The organism is Variovorax sp. dw_954, from assembly GCF_018449755.1.
GTDB lineage: Bacteria > Pseudomonadota > Gammaproteobacteria > Burkholderiales > Burkholderiaceae_C > Variovorax.
This window is the reverse complement of the sequence record NZ_JAAVVD010000030.1, coordinates 24,963-40,266: the sequence shown is the minus strand read 5'-3', so window position 1 is coordinate 40,266 and position 15,304 is coordinate 24,963. Positions and strand designations below refer to the sequence as shown.

Below are 15,304 nucleotides of genomic sequence, written 5' to 3'. Positions count from 1 at the left end.
CGTCACCCTGGAAAGCATCATGATCTCTCTTGATTCACCCCGTCGTCGCACGCTGCTGGCCGCCGCCATCGGTGTCCTAGCCCTTGGCGCCGCCCCCGTAGCGCTGGCCGAGGCCCCCTGGCCGGACAAGCCGATCCACCTGGTCGTCCCATTTCCCCCGGGTGGCGGCACCGATGTCATGGGCCGCTGGGTCGCCCAGTCGCTCGCCACCACCTTGAAGGCGACGGTGGTCGTCGACAACGTGCCCGGCGCCACAGGAACGCTGGGCAGCGCCAAGGTCGCACGCGCCGACCCCGACGGATACACGATCCTGCTCGGCATCAGCGCCACGCATGCGATCGCGCCGGCGATCTACAAGGACCTTTCCTACAGGCCGGCAACCGATTTCGTCGCGATCGGTCGCGTCGCACTGGGTGGCAATCTGCTGGTCGCGCACCCCGACTTCCCGGCGAATTCCGTCAAGGAACTGATCGAGATCGCGCGCAAGCCGGGCAGCAACGTCATGGTGGGTTCGTGGGGCAACGGATCCGGAGGCCATCTCGCCCTCGAAGCCATCAACCAGTCCACCGGCGTCCACATGGGCCACGTGCCGTACAAGGGCGTGGCGCCGGAACTCAATGACCTCATCGGAGGCCAGATCCAGGTGGCCATGGTCGATGTCACCAGTGCCGCACCCTTCGTCAAGGCCGGGCGCATCAAGGCACTGGCCGTGACCGGCCCGCGGCGCTCGAGCAGCTACCCCGGCGTGCCGACCCTGCTGGAGCAGGGCGTGGCGTTCGACACGGCCTCGTGGTACGGCATCTTCGCGCCGGCGCGCACACCGGCGCCCGTCGTCGACAGGCTGGCGCAGGCCGTGGATGCGATGCTCAAGCAACCCGAGGCGGCCGAGAAAGTGCGCGCGCTGGGCATGGAGCCTGTGCCAATCCCGCGTGAGCAATTTGCGCAGCAGGTGCGCGATGACATCGCAACCTGGAGCCGGCTGGTGCAGGCCGGAAACATCAAGGCCGACTGAAGAGATACCCATGACCGTCATGACCATTACCGAAGCCTTTCTCGAACTCGAACATGCGACGCCGGTCGAGGCGCTGTCGGCACACGCCGCGATCACGGCTGTCATCGCCGGGTATCCCTTGCTAGAAGCCGTGCGCACCTGCCGCGTGCAGACGGCCGGCAACGACGGCGGCATGCCGGGCGCCACCGGCTATGGCCGCGCACCGTTCAACGAGCTGGGCCACAGCGCGCAGCGCTGGACCGACCGCGATCGCGACATCGTCACGCCCGCCAACGACCTGCTCTATACCAACGCCTGGATCGACCTGCGGCGCGGGCCGGTCGTGATCGAGGTGCCGGCGCAGACTGGGCGCTACTTCGTGCTCGAGTTGCTCGATGTCTACACCAACAACTTTCACAACATCGGCACGCGCAACAGTCCGCGTGAAGGCAGCCGCTTCGCGCTCATGCCGCCAGGCGATGACAGTGCACCGCCGGCGGGCTGCATCGCCATCGCCTGCCCCAGTGCGCTGGTGTGGTTGCTCGGTCGCGTCCTCGTCGACGACGAAGCCGATCTGCCGGCGGCCCGCGCATTCCAGGCCGGCTTCAGCCTGGACACCACGTTCGCACGGGCGCCTGCCCTGGCGTCGCCCCGCAGCATCGCGCAATGGCGCGAAGGCGGCGACCCGGCGCTCGACTTCTTCGCCAACCTGCTGCGCGCAGTACAGGACTTTCCCCCGCCGTCCTCTCAGCGCGGCGTGTTCGCGCTGCTGACGAGCCTGCACTTGCAGTGCGCGGACGATGGCAAGCTGGCGAACCTGCGCCCCGGCGTGGCCCAAGGCCTGCGGCAGGGCCATGCCGCGGCGATGCGTCTGATCGAGGCGCATACACGCAGTCCTTCGAAGGCGGCGTGGCGCTATTCGACGCGACTCGGCCGCTATGGCGACGACCTCATGCTGCGCGCCGCCACGGCCTTCAAGGGCCTCGGCGCGCTGGCCGCTGACGAGGCCATCTACGCCAGCGTCGACTACGACCACGACGGCGTAGCGCTGCACGGGGGGCATTGCTATCGGCTGCACTTCGAGGATGGCGGCCAATTGCCGGCAGATGCCTTTTGGTCGATCACGCTCTACGACGGCGATCGCTACCTCGCGTCGACCTCACTTGGCCGTCACGCGCTCGGCAACCGCAGCCCGCTGGTTCGCAACGCGGACGGCTGCCTGACGTTGTTCATCTCTCACCAATGTCCACCGGGACCCGAGCAGAACTGGCTGCCCGCACCGGACGCCCCGTTCTATCTCGTTCTGCGCCTCTACCATCCTCAGCAAAGGCTGTTCGATGGTCAGTACCGCTTTCCCGATGTGGAGCGGGTCGCATGAGCAGTACGCTGGATCAAGCCGCACGAGATGCGGTGCTCTACACCCTGCCGCTGTTCGAGATGGCGCGCATGCGCGCGGCCACGTGCCCGCGCAAGCTCGACAGCGGCGAACTGGCCGACGCCAACCCCAATGCCAGCGTCCGCTGGGTCAACGGTTTTCGGCACACGCGCCAGTTGCTCACGCCGCGCAATCGGGAGGTCGTCTCGCCGAACAACGACACGCTCTATGACAACGCCTGGCTCGACCTGAGCAATGGCCCGCTGCTCATCAACGTGCCGGACATGGGTGAGCGCTATTGGACGCTGGGCTTCCTCGACATGTGGACCAACCCGTTCGCCTACGCTGGCCGGCGCACGACGGGCAACCGAGCACAGCGCCTGTTCGTGCATGGCCCGGATTGGAAGGGCGATGTGCCCGAAGCAACGGTGCCCGTCGCCGCGCCTGGCAGCGATGTGTGGATCATCGGTCGCATGCTGGCTTCCGCGGATGCTGCAGACATTGCCTTGGCGCATGGCCTGCAAGACCAATACGCGATCCGCAAAGCTGGCGATGCGTCGAGCGCCGCATGGCAACGCTTCGACACCGGCATGGACCGCCGGCCAAGGGATGTGCCCGAAGTCATGCTCTACCGTCTCACCGTGCGCGACGTGCTGAAGCGCAATCCTGCGCCCGCCGGACAGGGCGCGATGCTAGAACTGCTCGATCGTTTCGGCCTGCGCCATGGCGAGCCGGAGCCTGACGCCGAGGCCGCGCTTGCCATCGCACTGGCTGAGACTTGCGCGGCGCTTCGACAGGATGTGAGTGCCAGCGACATCGGCAACGGCTGGACGCTGCCGGTCTCCGTACGTACCGACTACGGCATCGACTACCCAACACGCGCCCGCGTGGCACGCAACCTCATCGGCGCGCTCGGCATGGAGGAGGCGATGTACCCGGTCTGCGAGGTCGACGCGGCAAGTGCGCCGCTCGACGGCAAGGCGCACTACGAACTCTGTTTTCCGTGCGGCTCAGCGCCGCAGGTCGATGCGTTCTGGTCGCTCACCGTGTACCGCCGCCGCGACTGCCTGCTCATCGACAACCCTATCGATCGCTACTCCATCGGTGACCGCACAGAGGGCCTGCGTACCGAGACAGACGGGAGCCTCCGCATCCGGCTGCAGGCTGACGACCCCGGCGAAGGCTGCAACTGGCTGCCGACGCCGTCGGATGACCAGTTCTATCTCACGCTGCGGCTGTACCAGCCTCGCACGCCGCATCTGTCGACGCAATTCGTATACCCGCCTGTCGTTCGACTCGACTAGGCAAAACCATCCAGGACACAGCGCCATGTCGCTTCACCGTCGTCATTTCATCTCGCAGTTCGCCGCAATCGGAGGCGCCTTCGCGGCCATCGCGGCCTTTCCGTCGCTCGCCGAGGCGCAGGATGTTTGGCCGCACAGGCTAGTGCGCGTCCTGTCGCCCTATGGTGCCGGTGGCTCGAATGACATCTCGGCGCGCATCCTGTGCGAAGAACTGAGCAAATGCCTGCAGCAGCAATTCATCGTCGAGAACAAGCCAGCTCAGTGCCGGCACGTGGCTGGCCAACGAATATGTCGCACGAGCCGCGCCGGACGGCTACACCTGGCTCTACGCAGCCGCGCCTTTCGCGACTGCCGAGCCGGTGTACGGCAAGCTTTCTTACGACCCGGTGCGCGATTTCAAGGCGGTCACGCTCGCAGTAAACGCGCCGGTCTTCCTGATCGTCAATGCCAGTTCACCGTTCAAGTCGGTGGCCGACCTGGTCGCCTACGGCAAGTCCAAGCCAGAGGGCCTGACCTTCGCGACACCAGGAAGTGGTTCCGGTCCGCATCTGACGGCCGAACTGTTCTTCAAGGAGGCCGGCGTGAAGGGGCTGAACGTGCATTTCCGCGGCGACGCCACGGCCTACACCGAGCCGCTCGCGGGACGCGTGGATGCGACGCTCACCGCCATGCCGACAGCACTGCCGCATGTGCAGGCTGGCAAGCTGCGTGTTCTGGCGGTCGGGTCCGAAGAGCGAAGCCCGGTCTACCCGATGGTGCCAACCTTCCGTGAGCAAGGTTTTCCGAACGTCGTGGGTTACGGCTGGTTCGGCTTCATGGCGCCAGCGGCCACGCCGGCGACAGTAGTCGAGCGCATGAAGGAAGTGAACGCGATCCTTACTCAGTAGTCGATAATTTAGGCCACAAATAGGCGCCGCAGCAATCGAATTGGTGTTCCAATGGCGTATGAAGCGAGATGGCCGCAAGCTGGATCACAAAACGCTTGAAGAGATTCGCCTGATGGCAGTCGAGCGAGTTCGCGATGGCGAGAAGCCCTCTTCGGTGATCGCCGCCTACGGCTTCAGCCGAACCACGATCTACAAATGGCTGAGAGCCTCGTCGGGTCGAGGAAAAGGCCTCAAGGCATTGCGCGGCACACGCGGCACCGGCCGACCGCGAACGCTGAGTCCCGCACAGGAGCGCCAAGTGTTTCGTTGGATCAATGGACGCGACCCGCGACAGTACGGACTGGACTTCGGGCTGTGGACACGCGCCATTGTCGTGACGCTGATCGAACAAAAGTTCGGCGCGAAGATGGGAGTGACGGCAGTCGGTGCGTTGCTGGCCAAGCTCGGACTGACCCCGCAAAAGCCACTGCAACGCGCCTACCAGCGAGATCCTCAAGCCATCGAGCGCTGGCAGCGCGAAACCTACCCCGGTATCGCTGCGGCTGCGAGGCAAAGCGGGGGCGAAGTCTACTTCTGGGACGAGTCGGGTTTTCGTGCCGACACCGTGTACGGCAAGACCTGGGCGCCCAAGGGCAAGACCCCGGTCATTGAGCGTCCCGGCCAACGCCAGTCGGTCTCGGCGGCCTCGGCCATCAATGCCAGAGGTGGCTTCTGGTTCGCGACCTATCAAGGGGCGCTGAATGCTGAGCTGTTCATCGAATTGCTCAAGAAGATGATGAAGGGTCGCAGCAAACCCGTGCACTTGGTGGTCGACGGGTTGCCGGCCCATAAGAAAGCGAACGTGCGCCAGTACATCGAGTCCACCCAGGGCCAGCTGAGCATGCACATCCTGCCGGGCTACGCACCGGACCTGAATCCGGACGAGCTGGTGTGGAGTCACGTCAAGCGCACCGGCGTGGCTCGCAACCCCTTGAGAGCTGGCGAGAAACTCGAAATTCGAGTGGACCAGCAGCTGCGCGACATGCAGAAGAACCGCCGGCTTGTTCGATCATTCTTCGAAACGCCTTCTGTCGCCTATATTTCTGACTGCTGAGTAAGAATCGAGACAGGGCTATTGCGCAGGTTTTGCAACGGGTGCGCCGCGCAGGTCGATGTCGGAGAAATAAGAGATTCCGCGAGCCTTGGTGTTGTCCGCATCGGCCTGAATCGCCGGCGTGGTCACGGTGGCGTTTGCACCAATACTCAGCGCCGGCGCGTGCTCCGTGGTGACATTCGTTGGCTCGCCGGAATTTGCCCGGGTCTTTTAATAACAGAGATATTTCCGACACAGCAGGACCCCGTGGAGCCCGTTCATTTCAGGTAGTCAATGAACTGCGGGATCACCTCGCGCAGCACACGAATTTCCTTTGGGGGAATGCTGCGCGGCTCCAAGTCGAAATGGATAAATGTGCCATAAGGCTTGCCGCACTCTCGCGTCAGCAGTCGGCCATAGTAGGACTCAACCATGCCCGCATAGGGTCGATTCGTAAGGCGCTGATCCTTCGAGGCGTGACTGGTCACGAACTCGCCATGTGCAATCGCGTGCTGGCAGAAGCTCTTGGACAGAGGCACCACCTTCAGCCACGTACGGTATTCGCAGTCGCGGTCGAAAGCGTATGCGGCGTGCATCACCTCGCCGTTAAATTTGTAGATTGCCGTGAATCGGTAGGGCGTCCTTTCGTTGAGGAGTGCCAGGGCCGGAACGATCCCGTGACTGGCAAGAAGGTTACGAACTGCCGCAGCGGGCGCTGGCAAGTCGACATCAAGCATGGGTACTTTGGTTGGGGGCGGTTGCAAATCTTACGCAAGTCGTCTTGCGCTCGAGAACAGGGTTTCACCCTTCTTCTTGTTTAGTGCAGGGAAGTACTGAGCGTACCGGGGCGAACGCGGAGCATGCGCCGCTGCGGTCGAAATGAACGGATCACGCCCCTGTTCAACATGCTCCGGGTCTGGATTGACACGCAGGTGGCGTGACCGGGCTCTGCCGATGCGCGCGGTAGGCGCGGTAACGCGGCGAGCTGATGTGTGGCCTGCGCGAGATGGGCTATTCGATCCGAAGCTGTGTGCGGCCGCGGGCGCCGAGTTCAAGGGTGCAGGGCTGGGAGCAGACCGAGGAACTCGCGTGGGTTGCGCATGAGCGGGACTGCTGGCTGTTGCGGCAGCGCTTGGCTTCCTGCCGCGCCCACGAGCTACGTCTGCCAGGCCCACCACACGAGCCGCACTTCCAGCACCGCCGGCACGAGCCCGATGACGAACAGGATCCTTGTCACAGCCTCGCCCTGCGTAGTGCGGCCTCACAGGCTGGTGTCGAGCAGAACGAACACTTCGTGGCGACCAGCACGATGACCACGGCCGCCGCAAACAGTAAGGCTATGACTACGCGCAAGGGTTCCTCTCGTGTCCGCTCTTTTTGTGCCGCACGGAGGCCGCCACGACATTGAGAAAACTCACCACCCGTCGCAGGCCTTCGCGCTAGGCTTCGGCTCATGTCGCCTACCATGCCGCTTACCAGACCGCAGCGCCGCCCCAAAGCCATCTACCCGCCGTTGCCCTACGAGCGCAAGGAATTCTGGCGACTGGAAAAGCCTGACCTGCAGCCGCTGCTCAGGTCGCTGCGCCAGGTGCCGGCCGACCCAATGGCGCGCATGGCCCTTGCGCTCGGTCAAGGCGGCGCGCTGTGGTCCCGGTGGCGGGTGAAGTCCGGCTAAGAGTCGGCCCGGGACGTCGTCCGTCTCAGATGCCGGTATTCAGCTGGGTGGCCTCCGCACCTTGCACTGGCACGCCCTTTTGCTCGTCGATTCCGGTCAAGGGTCCGCAGATCGTGCGGCGCTCATCGTCACTCTCGACTTGCCCGCCAACTCGGTCTTGACTGCCGGTCATCTTCCATCCTCCGAGCCCGCTTTCTCCAACGTCACTCCTAGAATCTGAGATGATCTTCTCGCGCATCGGTCGCGCACACTTGCCTGAGCCAAAGTTCCAGCGATGGACGCCGGGGGCTGCGCGGGAGGCACCGCCCCTCCCGAGCGACAACGCCTTTAACCGTTGGCTTCTATAAGCACCTACGGAGCTTTGGAATGAGTGACGAACTTGACCATCTGTTTGCCAATAATCGAGACTGGGCCACTGCTACAGAGGCTCGGATGCCGGGATTCTTTTCCCGATTGGCAAGTCAGCAGAGCCCTAAATACATGTGGATTGGATGCGCGGATAGCCGCGTGCCCGCAAACCAAATAACCGGCCTCGACCCGGGCGAAATATTTGTGCACAGAAACGTCGCGAATTTGGTTGTGCCCTCTGATCTGAATGCACTTTCGACGATCCAGTTTGCAGTGGAACACCTTAAAGTTGAACACATCATGGTGGTTGGTCACCACGGATGTGCCGGCGTACGCGCTGCAACTCACGGAAGACGTATCGGCCTTGCGGACAACTGGTTGCGGCATATTCAAGATGTCCGTCTTCGTCACCGAAAACGGCTTGATCATCTTCCGCCTGAGCAACAAGAAAACATTCTTTGTGAAATGAACGTGATCGAGCAGGTGGGCAACGTCGCGTTGTGCACCGTGGTCCAAGATGCTTGGTCTCGCGGTGACAAGTTGGCAATCCACGGCTGGGTCTACGGCCTTGGCGACGGCCTTTTGAAGAACCTTCACGTGACGATGGACCATCCTGATGGGGTCGTCGAGGCGTTCAGAACGGCACTCAAGCGTTATCCACGTGGCGATACCGTGCAACCTCTTGATGAAGAAGTTGACGACGGTGATTAGAGTGCAATTGCGATCAGCCCTGCCGAGTTCCGCGTTGGACTCATGCAAATTCAAGCTTTGCTGATTCTTCGCGAGGTTGGCGTATCTTGCCAAGTCCTGTTCGAATTCAATGCGTTCACGGATGCTTGGCGTTGCTGGACATGAGGCCGGCCAGTTCCCTGAAGTCTTCAGAGGAGGAGCCACCACCTGCACACTCTCGCCAGGCACGTCAATCCATGACGTTTGGCATTGCGTTTGCGACATGCAAGGGCCCGGCCCTCCTCAAGAGCTGCCGACGTGCCCTGGGCGCCTCAGCGCGGCTCCGCAGGGCACGGTGCACCGGCTGGCAACCTGAAGGGCATGCGGGCGCAGGACCTCACAGACGCTGCCAAGCCCTGCAGCCGGCGCAGCTCGTGGGATCATGGGGCTGGAACTGCAGCCGCCATTTTTGCCTTCTTGTCCTTCGCGCTTGCCGCGGCGTGACGGCCCATGAAAGCCTTCATGCGCGGAGCGATCTCGGATTTGTAGATCGAGCCGTTGAAGACACCGTAGTGCCCGACGCCTTCCTGCACATGATGCTCGCGCAAGCGAGCCGGCAGGTTCCCGCACAGGCCCTGCGCCGCCTCGGTGACGCCAATGGCCACCAGGTCGTCCTGGGCGCCCTCGAGCGTGAGCAGCGCAACATCCTTCAGGGCGCCGCAATCGACGCGTCGCCCATGCACCCGCAGCGTGCCCTTGGCGAGTTGCTGGTCCATGAACACGCGCTGCAGCGTCTCGAGATAGAACTCGGCCGTGGCGTCCATCATGGCGTTGTACTCGTCGTAGAAGAGACGATGCTTTTGAGCGGCGGCCTGGTTGCCCTGCGCCACGTCCTTGAAGAATTGCACATGCTTGCCGATATGCGTGCGCAGATTCAGCGACACGAACGCCCCCAACTGCAGGTAGCCGGGGTAGACAAGACGCCCGGCGCCTGGATAGCGGGATGGCACCTTGTGCACGTTGAGGCGCATCACGGACAGGGGAACACGGTCCGCAAGCTTGGTGACGGTGTTTCGGTTGACACGGATGTCGATGGGACCGGCGAGCAGTGACAGCGTGCGCGGCCGATGCGGATGCCTGTCCTCGGCCATCAAGGCGGCGGCACACAGCGCAGGTACTGCAGCCTGGCACAGGCCGACGAGATGCACGTTCGGCCCCAGCGCATCGAGAAACTCGACCAGGTACTGCACATACTCGTCAAAGCCGAAGCGCCCTTCCGACTGAGGCACCAGCCGGGCATCGATCCAGTCCGTGATGTAGACATCGCAGTCCGGCAGGAATTCGCGCAGCGTGTCCTTCGAGAGAGTGGCATGGTGGCCGGACATTGCGGCGACAAAGAGAACTTTCGGCGCCTTGGCGGTGCCGGCATGATGAAAGCGCCGCAACTGGCAAAACGGCTTCTCAACCACGACCTCCTCGACAATGGGCGTCGGCTTGCCGTCGATGGCGAGGGGCTCAAAACTGAAGGCTTGCTTCGGGTACTGCCGGATCAGACGCAACACCGATTCGACGCTCGCGGCGGGGTAGCGAGTGAGCCGACTACGGCGAAGCGGATGGCTAGGGTGCGTGAGGATCTGGTGGTGCCAGTTCAGTGTCGTGTGTACGGGATGCAGCACTTGCTCGACGAGAGTGCGAAGGCGGTAGCGCGTCATATTTTCTCCAAGTGATCGTTGTGGTCGAAGGTGGGGGTCGCGAGGCATGCAGACGGCGGTCTTTGCGCTGGCAATTGGTGCTTGTGCTTCAGTTGCCACGGTGCATGCTCGGAATGACGTCGACCGGAGTCGCGGCGGGTCGCAGTATGTACTGCCGTATCCGTTCATCTGCAGGCGGAAGATCTGTCGGGCCGCCTATTCATCTAGACGGATGCCTAGTTGCGCGACGACAGCCGACCACTTCTTCTGCTCTTTCTGAATCAGATCCGCGAATTCCTGCGCTGGGCCACTGGCTGGATCAAAGCCCCGACCCACCAGGCGTTGACGAACCTCGGGCATTCGAAGGACTTTCGCGATCTCGCCGTTGAGCCTGGTCACGATCTTGTCGGGCGTGCCTGCGGGAGCCACGACGCCATACCATTCCGTGAAATCGATGTTCGGTACGCCCGCCTCAGCCAAGGTTGGAACATTCGGCAGCAGCGCCAGTCTACGGGTGCTGACCACAGCCAGCGCTTTGAGCCGACCGGACTTAAGCAGCGGCTCCACCACGGGCAAACCAGGGAACATCATCTGGACATGGCCGCCAACCATGTCCGCCAGCGCCGGTGGGGCGCCCTTGTATGGCGCGTGGACAATGTCGATACCGGCCTGTCGCCTGAAGCCTTCGCCGATGAGATGCAGCTGTGTTCCGGCTCCCGATGAGGCATAGCTGATCTGTCCCGGATTTGCCCTGGCCTTGGCTATCAGTTCCTGCACTGAAATGGCCACGGAAGGATGCACGGCCAGGACGTAGTTCAAATTGACCAGCTGAGTGATCGGCGTGAAGTCTCGCGACAGATCAAACGGCAGGTTGTTGTAGAGACTGCGATTGATGATCATGGGTGTCGTTGCCATCACTAGCGTGTACCCGTCCGGATTGGCTTTGGCCGCTGCCGCCGCCCCGATATTCCCGGCTGCGCCGGGTCGGTTGTCCACGACAACGGGCTGCCCGAGGTTGAGCGCAAGTTGTTCGGCGACAACTCGCGCGGCGATGTCCACGCTGCCACCGGCAGGCCAAGGCACGATCAACTTGATGGCGCGATCGGGGTACGTGGCTTGCGCGCACGCCGAAGTGCCGACGACGGCAAGGCAGGCCATGCCCAGCGCCACGCAGGCGCGGCGGATTGGATTTCTCATGGGATTCCCGTTGTTACTCGATCGCCTTGCCCATGTCCTCGACCACCTTCTTGGCATCGCCGAAGACCATCATGGTCTTGTCCATGTAGAACAGCTCGTTGTCCAGCCCGGCGTAGCCCGCGGCCATGGAGCGCTTGTTGACGATCACCGTCTTGGCCTTGTAGGCCTCCAGGATCGGCATGCCGTAGATCGGCGTGCCCTTCTGCAGCGCGGCGGGGTTCACCACGTCGTTGGCGCCCAGGATGATCGCCACGTCGGCCTGGCCGAATTCGCCGTTGATGTCTTCCATCTCGAAGACCTGGTCGTAGGGCACCTCGGCCTCGGCCAGCAGCACGTTCATGTGGCCCGGCATGCGGCCCGCCACCGGGTGGATCGCGTACTTCACCGTCACGCCATGCTCGATGAGCTTCTGCGCCAGTTCCTTCACCGCATGCTGCGCGCGCGCCACCGCCAGGCCGTAGCCCGGCACGATGATCACGGTCTCGGCGTTGGAGAGCACGAAGGCCGCGTCGTCGGCGCTGCCGCTCTTGACCGGGCGCTGCTCCTTGGCAGCGCCGGCGGCGGACACCGCCTCGCCGCCGAAGCCGCCCAGGATCACGCTGAAGAACGAGCGGTTCATTGCCTTGCACATGATGTAGGAGAGGATCGCGCCCGAGGAGCCCACCAGCGAACCGGCCACGATCAGCATCGCGTTGTTCAGCGAGAAGCCGATGCCCGCCGCCGCCCAGCCCGAATAGCTGTTGAGCATCGACACCACCACCGGCATGTCCGCCCCGCCGATCGGGATGATGATCAGCACGCCCATCACGAAGGACAGCAGCACCATCAGGAAGAAGGCCGGCCAGCTCTCGGTGACGACGAACAGCAGGCCCAGGCCGATGGTGATCAGGCCCAGCACCAGGTTGACCATGTGCTGGCCCTTGAACTGCACCGGCGCACCCTGGAACAGGCGGAACTTGTACTTGCCCGACAGCTTGCCGAAGGCGATGACCGAGCCGCTGAAGGTGATCGCGCCGATGGCCGCACCCAGAAACAGCTCGAAGCGGTTGCCCGCCGGGATCGCAAAGCGCAGGAAACCGTCGACGATCATCGCGCCCTCCGGCGTGTTGACCGTGCCGGCCGCCGCCACCGGCAGCGGCGTGATGCCGAAGGCCCAGGGCTCGACCACCGCGGCGATGGCGATGAACACCGCCGCCATGCCGATCATGCTGTGGAAGAACGCGACCAGCTCGGGCATGGCCGTCATCTCGACCGTCTTGGCGCGATAGGCGCCGTAGCCGCCGCCGACCACCAGGCCCAGCAGTACCCAGCCCATGCCGATCAGGTTGCCGCTGGACAGCTGCACGATCAGCGCGGCGGTGGTCAGGATGGCGATGGCCATGCCGACCATGCCGAACATGTTGCCGCGGATCGACGTGGTCGGATGGCTCAGGCCCTTCAAGGCCTGGATGAAGCAGATGCTGGCGATGAGGTACAGCAGCGTGACGACGTTCATGCTCATGACTTCTCTCCCGCCGGTGCCTTCTTCTCTTTCTTCTTGAACATCTCCAGCATTCGCCGGGTGACCAGGAAGCCGCCGAACACGTTCACCGCGGCCAGCGCCACGGCCAGCACGCCCATGGTCTTGCCGAACACGCTGCCGGTCATGGCCGCCGCCAGCATCGCGCCGACGATGACGATCGCCGAGATCGCGTTGGTCACCGCCATCAGCGGCGTGTGCAGCGCGGGCGTGACGGTCCACACGACGTGGTAGCCCACGTAGATGGCCAGCACGAAGATGATGAGGTTGATGACTGTGTGGGAAACGGGATCCATGCTCTTCTCCTCGATCGTTGCTTCGTTCGTTAGGTGCGGGTGACCTGGCCGTCTTGCGTCATGCGGCAGGCCGCGACGATGTCGTCCTCGAGATCGATCTTGAGCGCGCCTTCCTTGGTGATGATCAGCTTCAGGAAGTCGAGCACGTTGCGCGCATAGAGGGCCGAGGCGTCGGCCGCCACCAGGGCGGCGAGATTGGTTTCGCCGACCAGCGTCACGCCATGCTTGATCACCGTCTTGTCGGCCTCCGACAGCGGGCAGTTGCCGCCGATGCCGTCGGCACCCCGGCCGGCGGCGATGTCGACGATGACCGAGCCGGGCTTCATCGACTTGACCATGTCCTCGGTGATGAGCGTGGGCGCGGCGCGCCCGGGGATCAACGCGGTGCTGATCACGATGTCGGCCAGCGCCACGCGCTTGGCCACCTCGACCTGCTGGCGTGCCAGCCAGCTCGGCGGCATCGGCTTGGCATAGCCGCCGACGCCGACCGCGGCTTCCTTCTCTTCACCGGTGTCGTAGGAGACCTCGATGAACTTGGCGCCGAGCGATTCGATCTGCTCCTTCACGCTGGGGCGAACGTCGCTGGCCTCGATCACCGCGCCCAGGCGCTTGGCCGTGGCGATGGCCTGCAGGCCCGCCACGCCGACGCCGAGGATCACCACCCGCGCGGCCTTCACCGTGCCGGCCGCGGTCATCAGCATCGGGAAGAAGCGCTGGTACTTGTCGGCCGCCATCATCACGGCCTTGTAGCCGGCGATGTTGGCCTGCGACGAGAGCACGTCCATGCTCTGGGCACGCGTGGTGCGTGGCGCGGCCTCCAGTGCGAAGCTGGTCAGGCCGGCCGTGGCCAGGCGCTGCAGGCCGGTGGCGTCGAAGGGGTTGAGCATGCCGATGACGACCGTGCCCGGTTTCATGAGCGCGGCTTCGTTGTCGAAAGGTGTGCGCACCTTCAGCACGATGTCGGCGCCATAGGCGCCATCGACATCGGTGATCTCGGCACCCGCCGCCTGGTAGGCCACGTCGGGCACGCTGGCGGCCACGCCGGCACCCGCCTGCACCCGGACGGTGTGGCCTTGCGCGGTGAGTTTTTTCGCCGTCTCGGGCGTTACCGCCACTCGGGTTTCGCCAGGCGCAATTTCGGCCGGCACGCCTATCAACATGTCATCATTCCTTTTCAGAGGGCGTCATGGACAAATGCCATTGGCCTGGTGTCTGCATCGCACACGTGCCGGCCGGCCCGCGGTCCATGGCCGACCGCAGATGCCGCCGCACGTCAACGCTTCTGCGTGAGCTTCTCCTGCATGCCAGACGCCTTCACGATCGGCCCCAGTCGATCCATCTCCGACTTGATGTAGCCGTCGAATTCCTGAAGCATGAGATACCTCGGCGTGATGCCTTGGTCGGCAAACTTCTGCCGGAGGGCCGGATCGTCGAGGACAGACTTCATCGTGCGCGCCAGCTGGTTCATGATGTGGGGCGGTACCTTGCTGGGCGCTACGAAGCCGAACCAGGTTGCGAACTGATACGCCGGAAGGCCGGCTTCGCTGGTGGTGGGTACTTCGCGAAGCAGGCTCAATCGCTCGGGTCCGGTGACGGCCAGAGCCTGCAGCTTGCCTTCGCGAATCTGCCCGAGCACGAATGCGGCGGGCGTGAAAACCGACTGGATCCGATTGGTGATCAGGTCGGTGGTCACTTCCGATGAAGACCGGTAAGGGACATGCGTCATCACCACCCCGGCCTGGGTCGCGAAATAGGCGCCGGCCAAATGGGTCTGGCTGCCGATGCCCGACGAGCCGTAGTTGATTTCGCCCGGGCGCTTCTTGGCCAGAGCGATGAACTCGGCAAGATTGCGCACGCCGAGCGCGGGCGGCACTGCAATGACCGCGGGTGCATCCCCGACCAGGGCAATGCCCGTGAAGTCGCGCAAGGTGTCGTAGGGCAACGCGTCGTAGGCGGCCGGATTGATCGCATGCTGGGAATTGATCAGCAGGAGGGTGTAGCCGTCAGGCGCCGACTTGGCCACTGCCTGCGCCGCGATCACCCCGCCCGCACCGGGCTTGTTGTCCACCACCACCGGCTGTCCGAGCTTCCTGGCCATGCGGTCAGCGAATTCCCGCGCGACCTGGTCGGTGGTCGTCCCCGGTGTGAGGGGGACCACCAGTTTCAGCGGCCGCGTGGGGAAAGGGGCCGCATCCTGGGCTTGGACCTGTGAAGTGCAAAGGGCCAGACCCAGCAGGGTCAGGCAGAGGGCACGGGCAATGAACATGGGTTGTCTCCTTA

14 protein-coding genes are annotated in these 15,304 nt (G+C 63.7%); 7 read left to right on the top strand and 7 right to left on the bottom strand.

All coding sequences use genetic code 11. The annotated features are described in order from the left end of the window. Positions 1-19: 19 nt before the first annotated feature. The 5 genes from HB681_RS32185 to HB681_RS32165 all read left to right on the top strand — a co-directional run bounded on the left by HB681_RS32185 (position 20) and on the right by HB681_RS32165 (position 5,650). Entirely contained in the window at positions 20-1,012 is a 993-nt protein-coding gene (locus tag HB681_RS32185) for a tripartite tricarboxylate transporter substrate binding protein (protein ID WP_213958959.1), read from the top strand. 10 nt (positions 1,013-1,022) lie between these two features. After that, positions 1,023-2,369, top strand: a complete 1,347-nt coding sequence (locus HB681_RS32180; RefSeq protein ID WP_256735183.1) for a DUF1254 domain-containing protein — start codon at positions 1,023-1,025, stop codon at positions 2,367-2,369. Beyond that, positions 2,366-3,670 (top strand): DUF1254 domain-containing protein, encoded by a 1,305-nt coding sequence (locus HB681_RS32175; protein ID WP_213958958.1) that lies wholly within the window; start codon positions 2,366-2,368, stop codon positions 3,668-3,670. The genes HB681_RS32180 and HB681_RS32175 overlap by 4 nt, the downstream gene beginning before the upstream one ends. 275 nt (positions 3,671-3,945) lie before the next feature. After that, positions 3,946-4,557 carry a tripartite tricarboxylate transporter substrate binding protein gene (locus tag HB681_RS32170; RefSeq protein WP_345944795.1) on the top strand — a complete coding sequence of 204 codons (612 nt, stop codon included), beginning with the start codon at positions 3,946-3,948 and terminating at the stop codon, positions 4,555-4,557. 58 nt (positions 4,558-4,615) lie between these two features. Further along, entirely contained in the window at positions 4,616-5,650 is a 1,035-nt protein-coding gene (locus HB681_RS32165; RefSeq protein ID WP_213958995.1) for an IS630 family transposase, read from the top strand. A 257-nt stretch (positions 5,651-5,907) separates the two neighbouring features. Here HB681_RS32165 and HB681_RS32160 read toward each other — a convergent pair whose 3' ends face one another. Then, complete coding sequence (locus tag HB681_RS32160) at positions 5,908-6,366, bottom strand: hypothetical protein (RefSeq protein WP_213958957.1); 459 nt, start codon at positions 6,364-6,366, stop codon at positions 5,908-5,910. 728 nt (positions 6,367-7,094) lie between these two features. Here HB681_RS32160 and HB681_RS32155 point away from each other — a divergent pair. After that, positions 7,095-7,304 carry a hypothetical protein gene (locus HB681_RS32155; RefSeq protein WP_213958956.1) on the top strand — a complete coding sequence of 70 codons (210 nt, stop codon included), beginning with the start codon at positions 7,095-7,097 and terminating at the stop codon, positions 7,302-7,304. Between the two features lie 366 nt (positions 7,305-7,670). Next, positions 7,671-8,363 carry a carbonate dehydratase gene (can, locus tag HB681_RS32150; protein WP_213958955.1) on the top strand — a complete coding sequence of 231 codons (693 nt, stop codon included), beginning with the start codon at positions 7,671-7,673 and terminating at the stop codon, positions 8,361-8,363. Between the two features lie 398 nt (positions 8,364-8,761). Here can and phaZ read toward each other — a convergent pair whose 3' ends face one another. From phaZ to HB681_RS32120, 6 genes are all read right to left on the bottom strand, one after another. Next, positions 8,762-10,033, bottom strand: coding sequence for a polyhydroxyalkanoate depolymerase (phaZ, locus tag HB681_RS32145; RefSeq protein ID WP_213958954.1), 1,272 nt, complete (start codon positions 10,031-10,033; stop codon positions 8,762-8,764). 195 nt (positions 10,034-10,228) lie between these two features. Further along, positions 10,229-11,209, bottom strand: coding sequence for a tripartite tricarboxylate transporter substrate binding protein (locus HB681_RS32140; protein WP_213958953.1), 981 nt, complete (start codon positions 11,207-11,209; stop codon positions 10,229-10,231). Between the two features lie 13 nt (positions 11,210-11,222). Continuing rightward, positions 11,223-12,710, bottom strand: a complete 1,488-nt coding sequence (locus HB681_RS32135) for an NAD(P)(+) transhydrogenase (Re/Si-specific) subunit beta (protein WP_213958952.1) — start codon at positions 12,708-12,710, stop codon at positions 11,223-11,225. After that, positions 12,707-13,024, bottom strand: coding sequence for an NAD(P) transhydrogenase subunit alpha (locus tag HB681_RS32130; RefSeq protein ID WP_213958951.1), 318 nt, complete (start codon positions 13,022-13,024; stop codon positions 12,707-12,709). The genes HB681_RS32135 and HB681_RS32130 overlap by 4 nt, the downstream gene beginning before the upstream one ends. Before the next feature lie 29 nt (positions 13,025-13,053). Then, on the bottom strand, positions 13,054-14,184 hold the full coding sequence (locus HB681_RS32125) for a Re/Si-specific NAD(P)(+) transhydrogenase subunit alpha (RefSeq protein ID WP_213958950.1): 1,131 nt from the start codon (positions 14,182-14,184) through the stop codon (positions 13,054-13,056). 113 nt (positions 14,185-14,297) lie between these two features. Continuing rightward, positions 14,298-15,290 (bottom strand): tripartite tricarboxylate transporter substrate binding protein, encoded by a 993-nt coding sequence (locus HB681_RS32120; protein WP_213958949.1) that lies wholly within the window; start codon positions 15,288-15,290, stop codon positions 14,298-14,300. Between the last annotated feature and the right edge of the window lie 14 nt (positions 15,291-15,304).

Coding starts and splice junctions, on each gene's coding strand:
- HB681_RS32185 (WP_213958959.1), top strand. CDS start 20: ATGATCTCTCTTGATTCACCCCGTCGTCGCACGCTGCTGGCCGCCGCC.
- HB681_RS32180 (WP_256735183.1), top strand. CDS start 1,023: ATGACCGTCATGACCATTACCGAAGCCTTTCTCGAACTCGAACATGCG.
- HB681_RS32175 (WP_213958958.1), top strand. CDS start 2,366: ATGAGCAGTACGCTGGATCAAGCCGCACGAGATGCGGTGCTCTACACC.
- HB681_RS32165 (WP_213958995.1), top strand. CDS start 4,616: ATGAAGCGAGATGGCCGCAAGCTGGATCACAAAACGCTTGAAGAGATT.
- HB681_RS32160 (WP_213958957.1), bottom strand. CDS start 6,366: ATGCTTGATGTCGACTTGCCAGCGCCCGCTGCGGCAGTTCGTAACCTT.
- HB681_RS32155 (WP_213958956.1), top strand. CDS start 7,095: ATGCCGCTTACCAGACCGCAGCGCCGCCCCAAAGCCATCTACCCGCCG.
- can (WP_213958955.1), top strand. CDS start 7,671: ATGAGTGACGAACTTGACCATCTGTTTGCCAATAATCGAGACTGGGCC.
- phaZ (WP_213958954.1), bottom strand. CDS start 10,033: ATGACGCGCTACCGCCTTCGCACTCTCGTCGAGCAAGTGCTGCATCCC.
- HB681_RS32140 (WP_213958953.1), bottom strand. CDS start 11,209: ATGAGAAATCCAATCCGCCGCGCCTGCGTGGCGCTGGGCATGGCCTGC.
- HB681_RS32135 (WP_213958952.1), bottom strand. CDS start 12,710: ATGAGCATGAACGTCGTCACGCTGCTGTACCTCATCGCCAGCATCTGC.
- HB681_RS32130 (WP_213958951.1), bottom strand. CDS start 13,024: ATGGATCCCGTTTCCCACACAGTCATCAACCTCATCATCTTCGTGCTG.
- HB681_RS32125 (WP_213958950.1), bottom strand. CDS start 14,184: ATGTTGATAGGCGTGCCGGCCGAAATTGCGCCTGGCGAAACCCGAGTG.
- HB681_RS32120 (WP_213958949.1), bottom strand. CDS start 15,290: ATGTTCATTGCCCGTGCCCTCTGCCTGACCCTGCTGGGTCTGGCCCTT.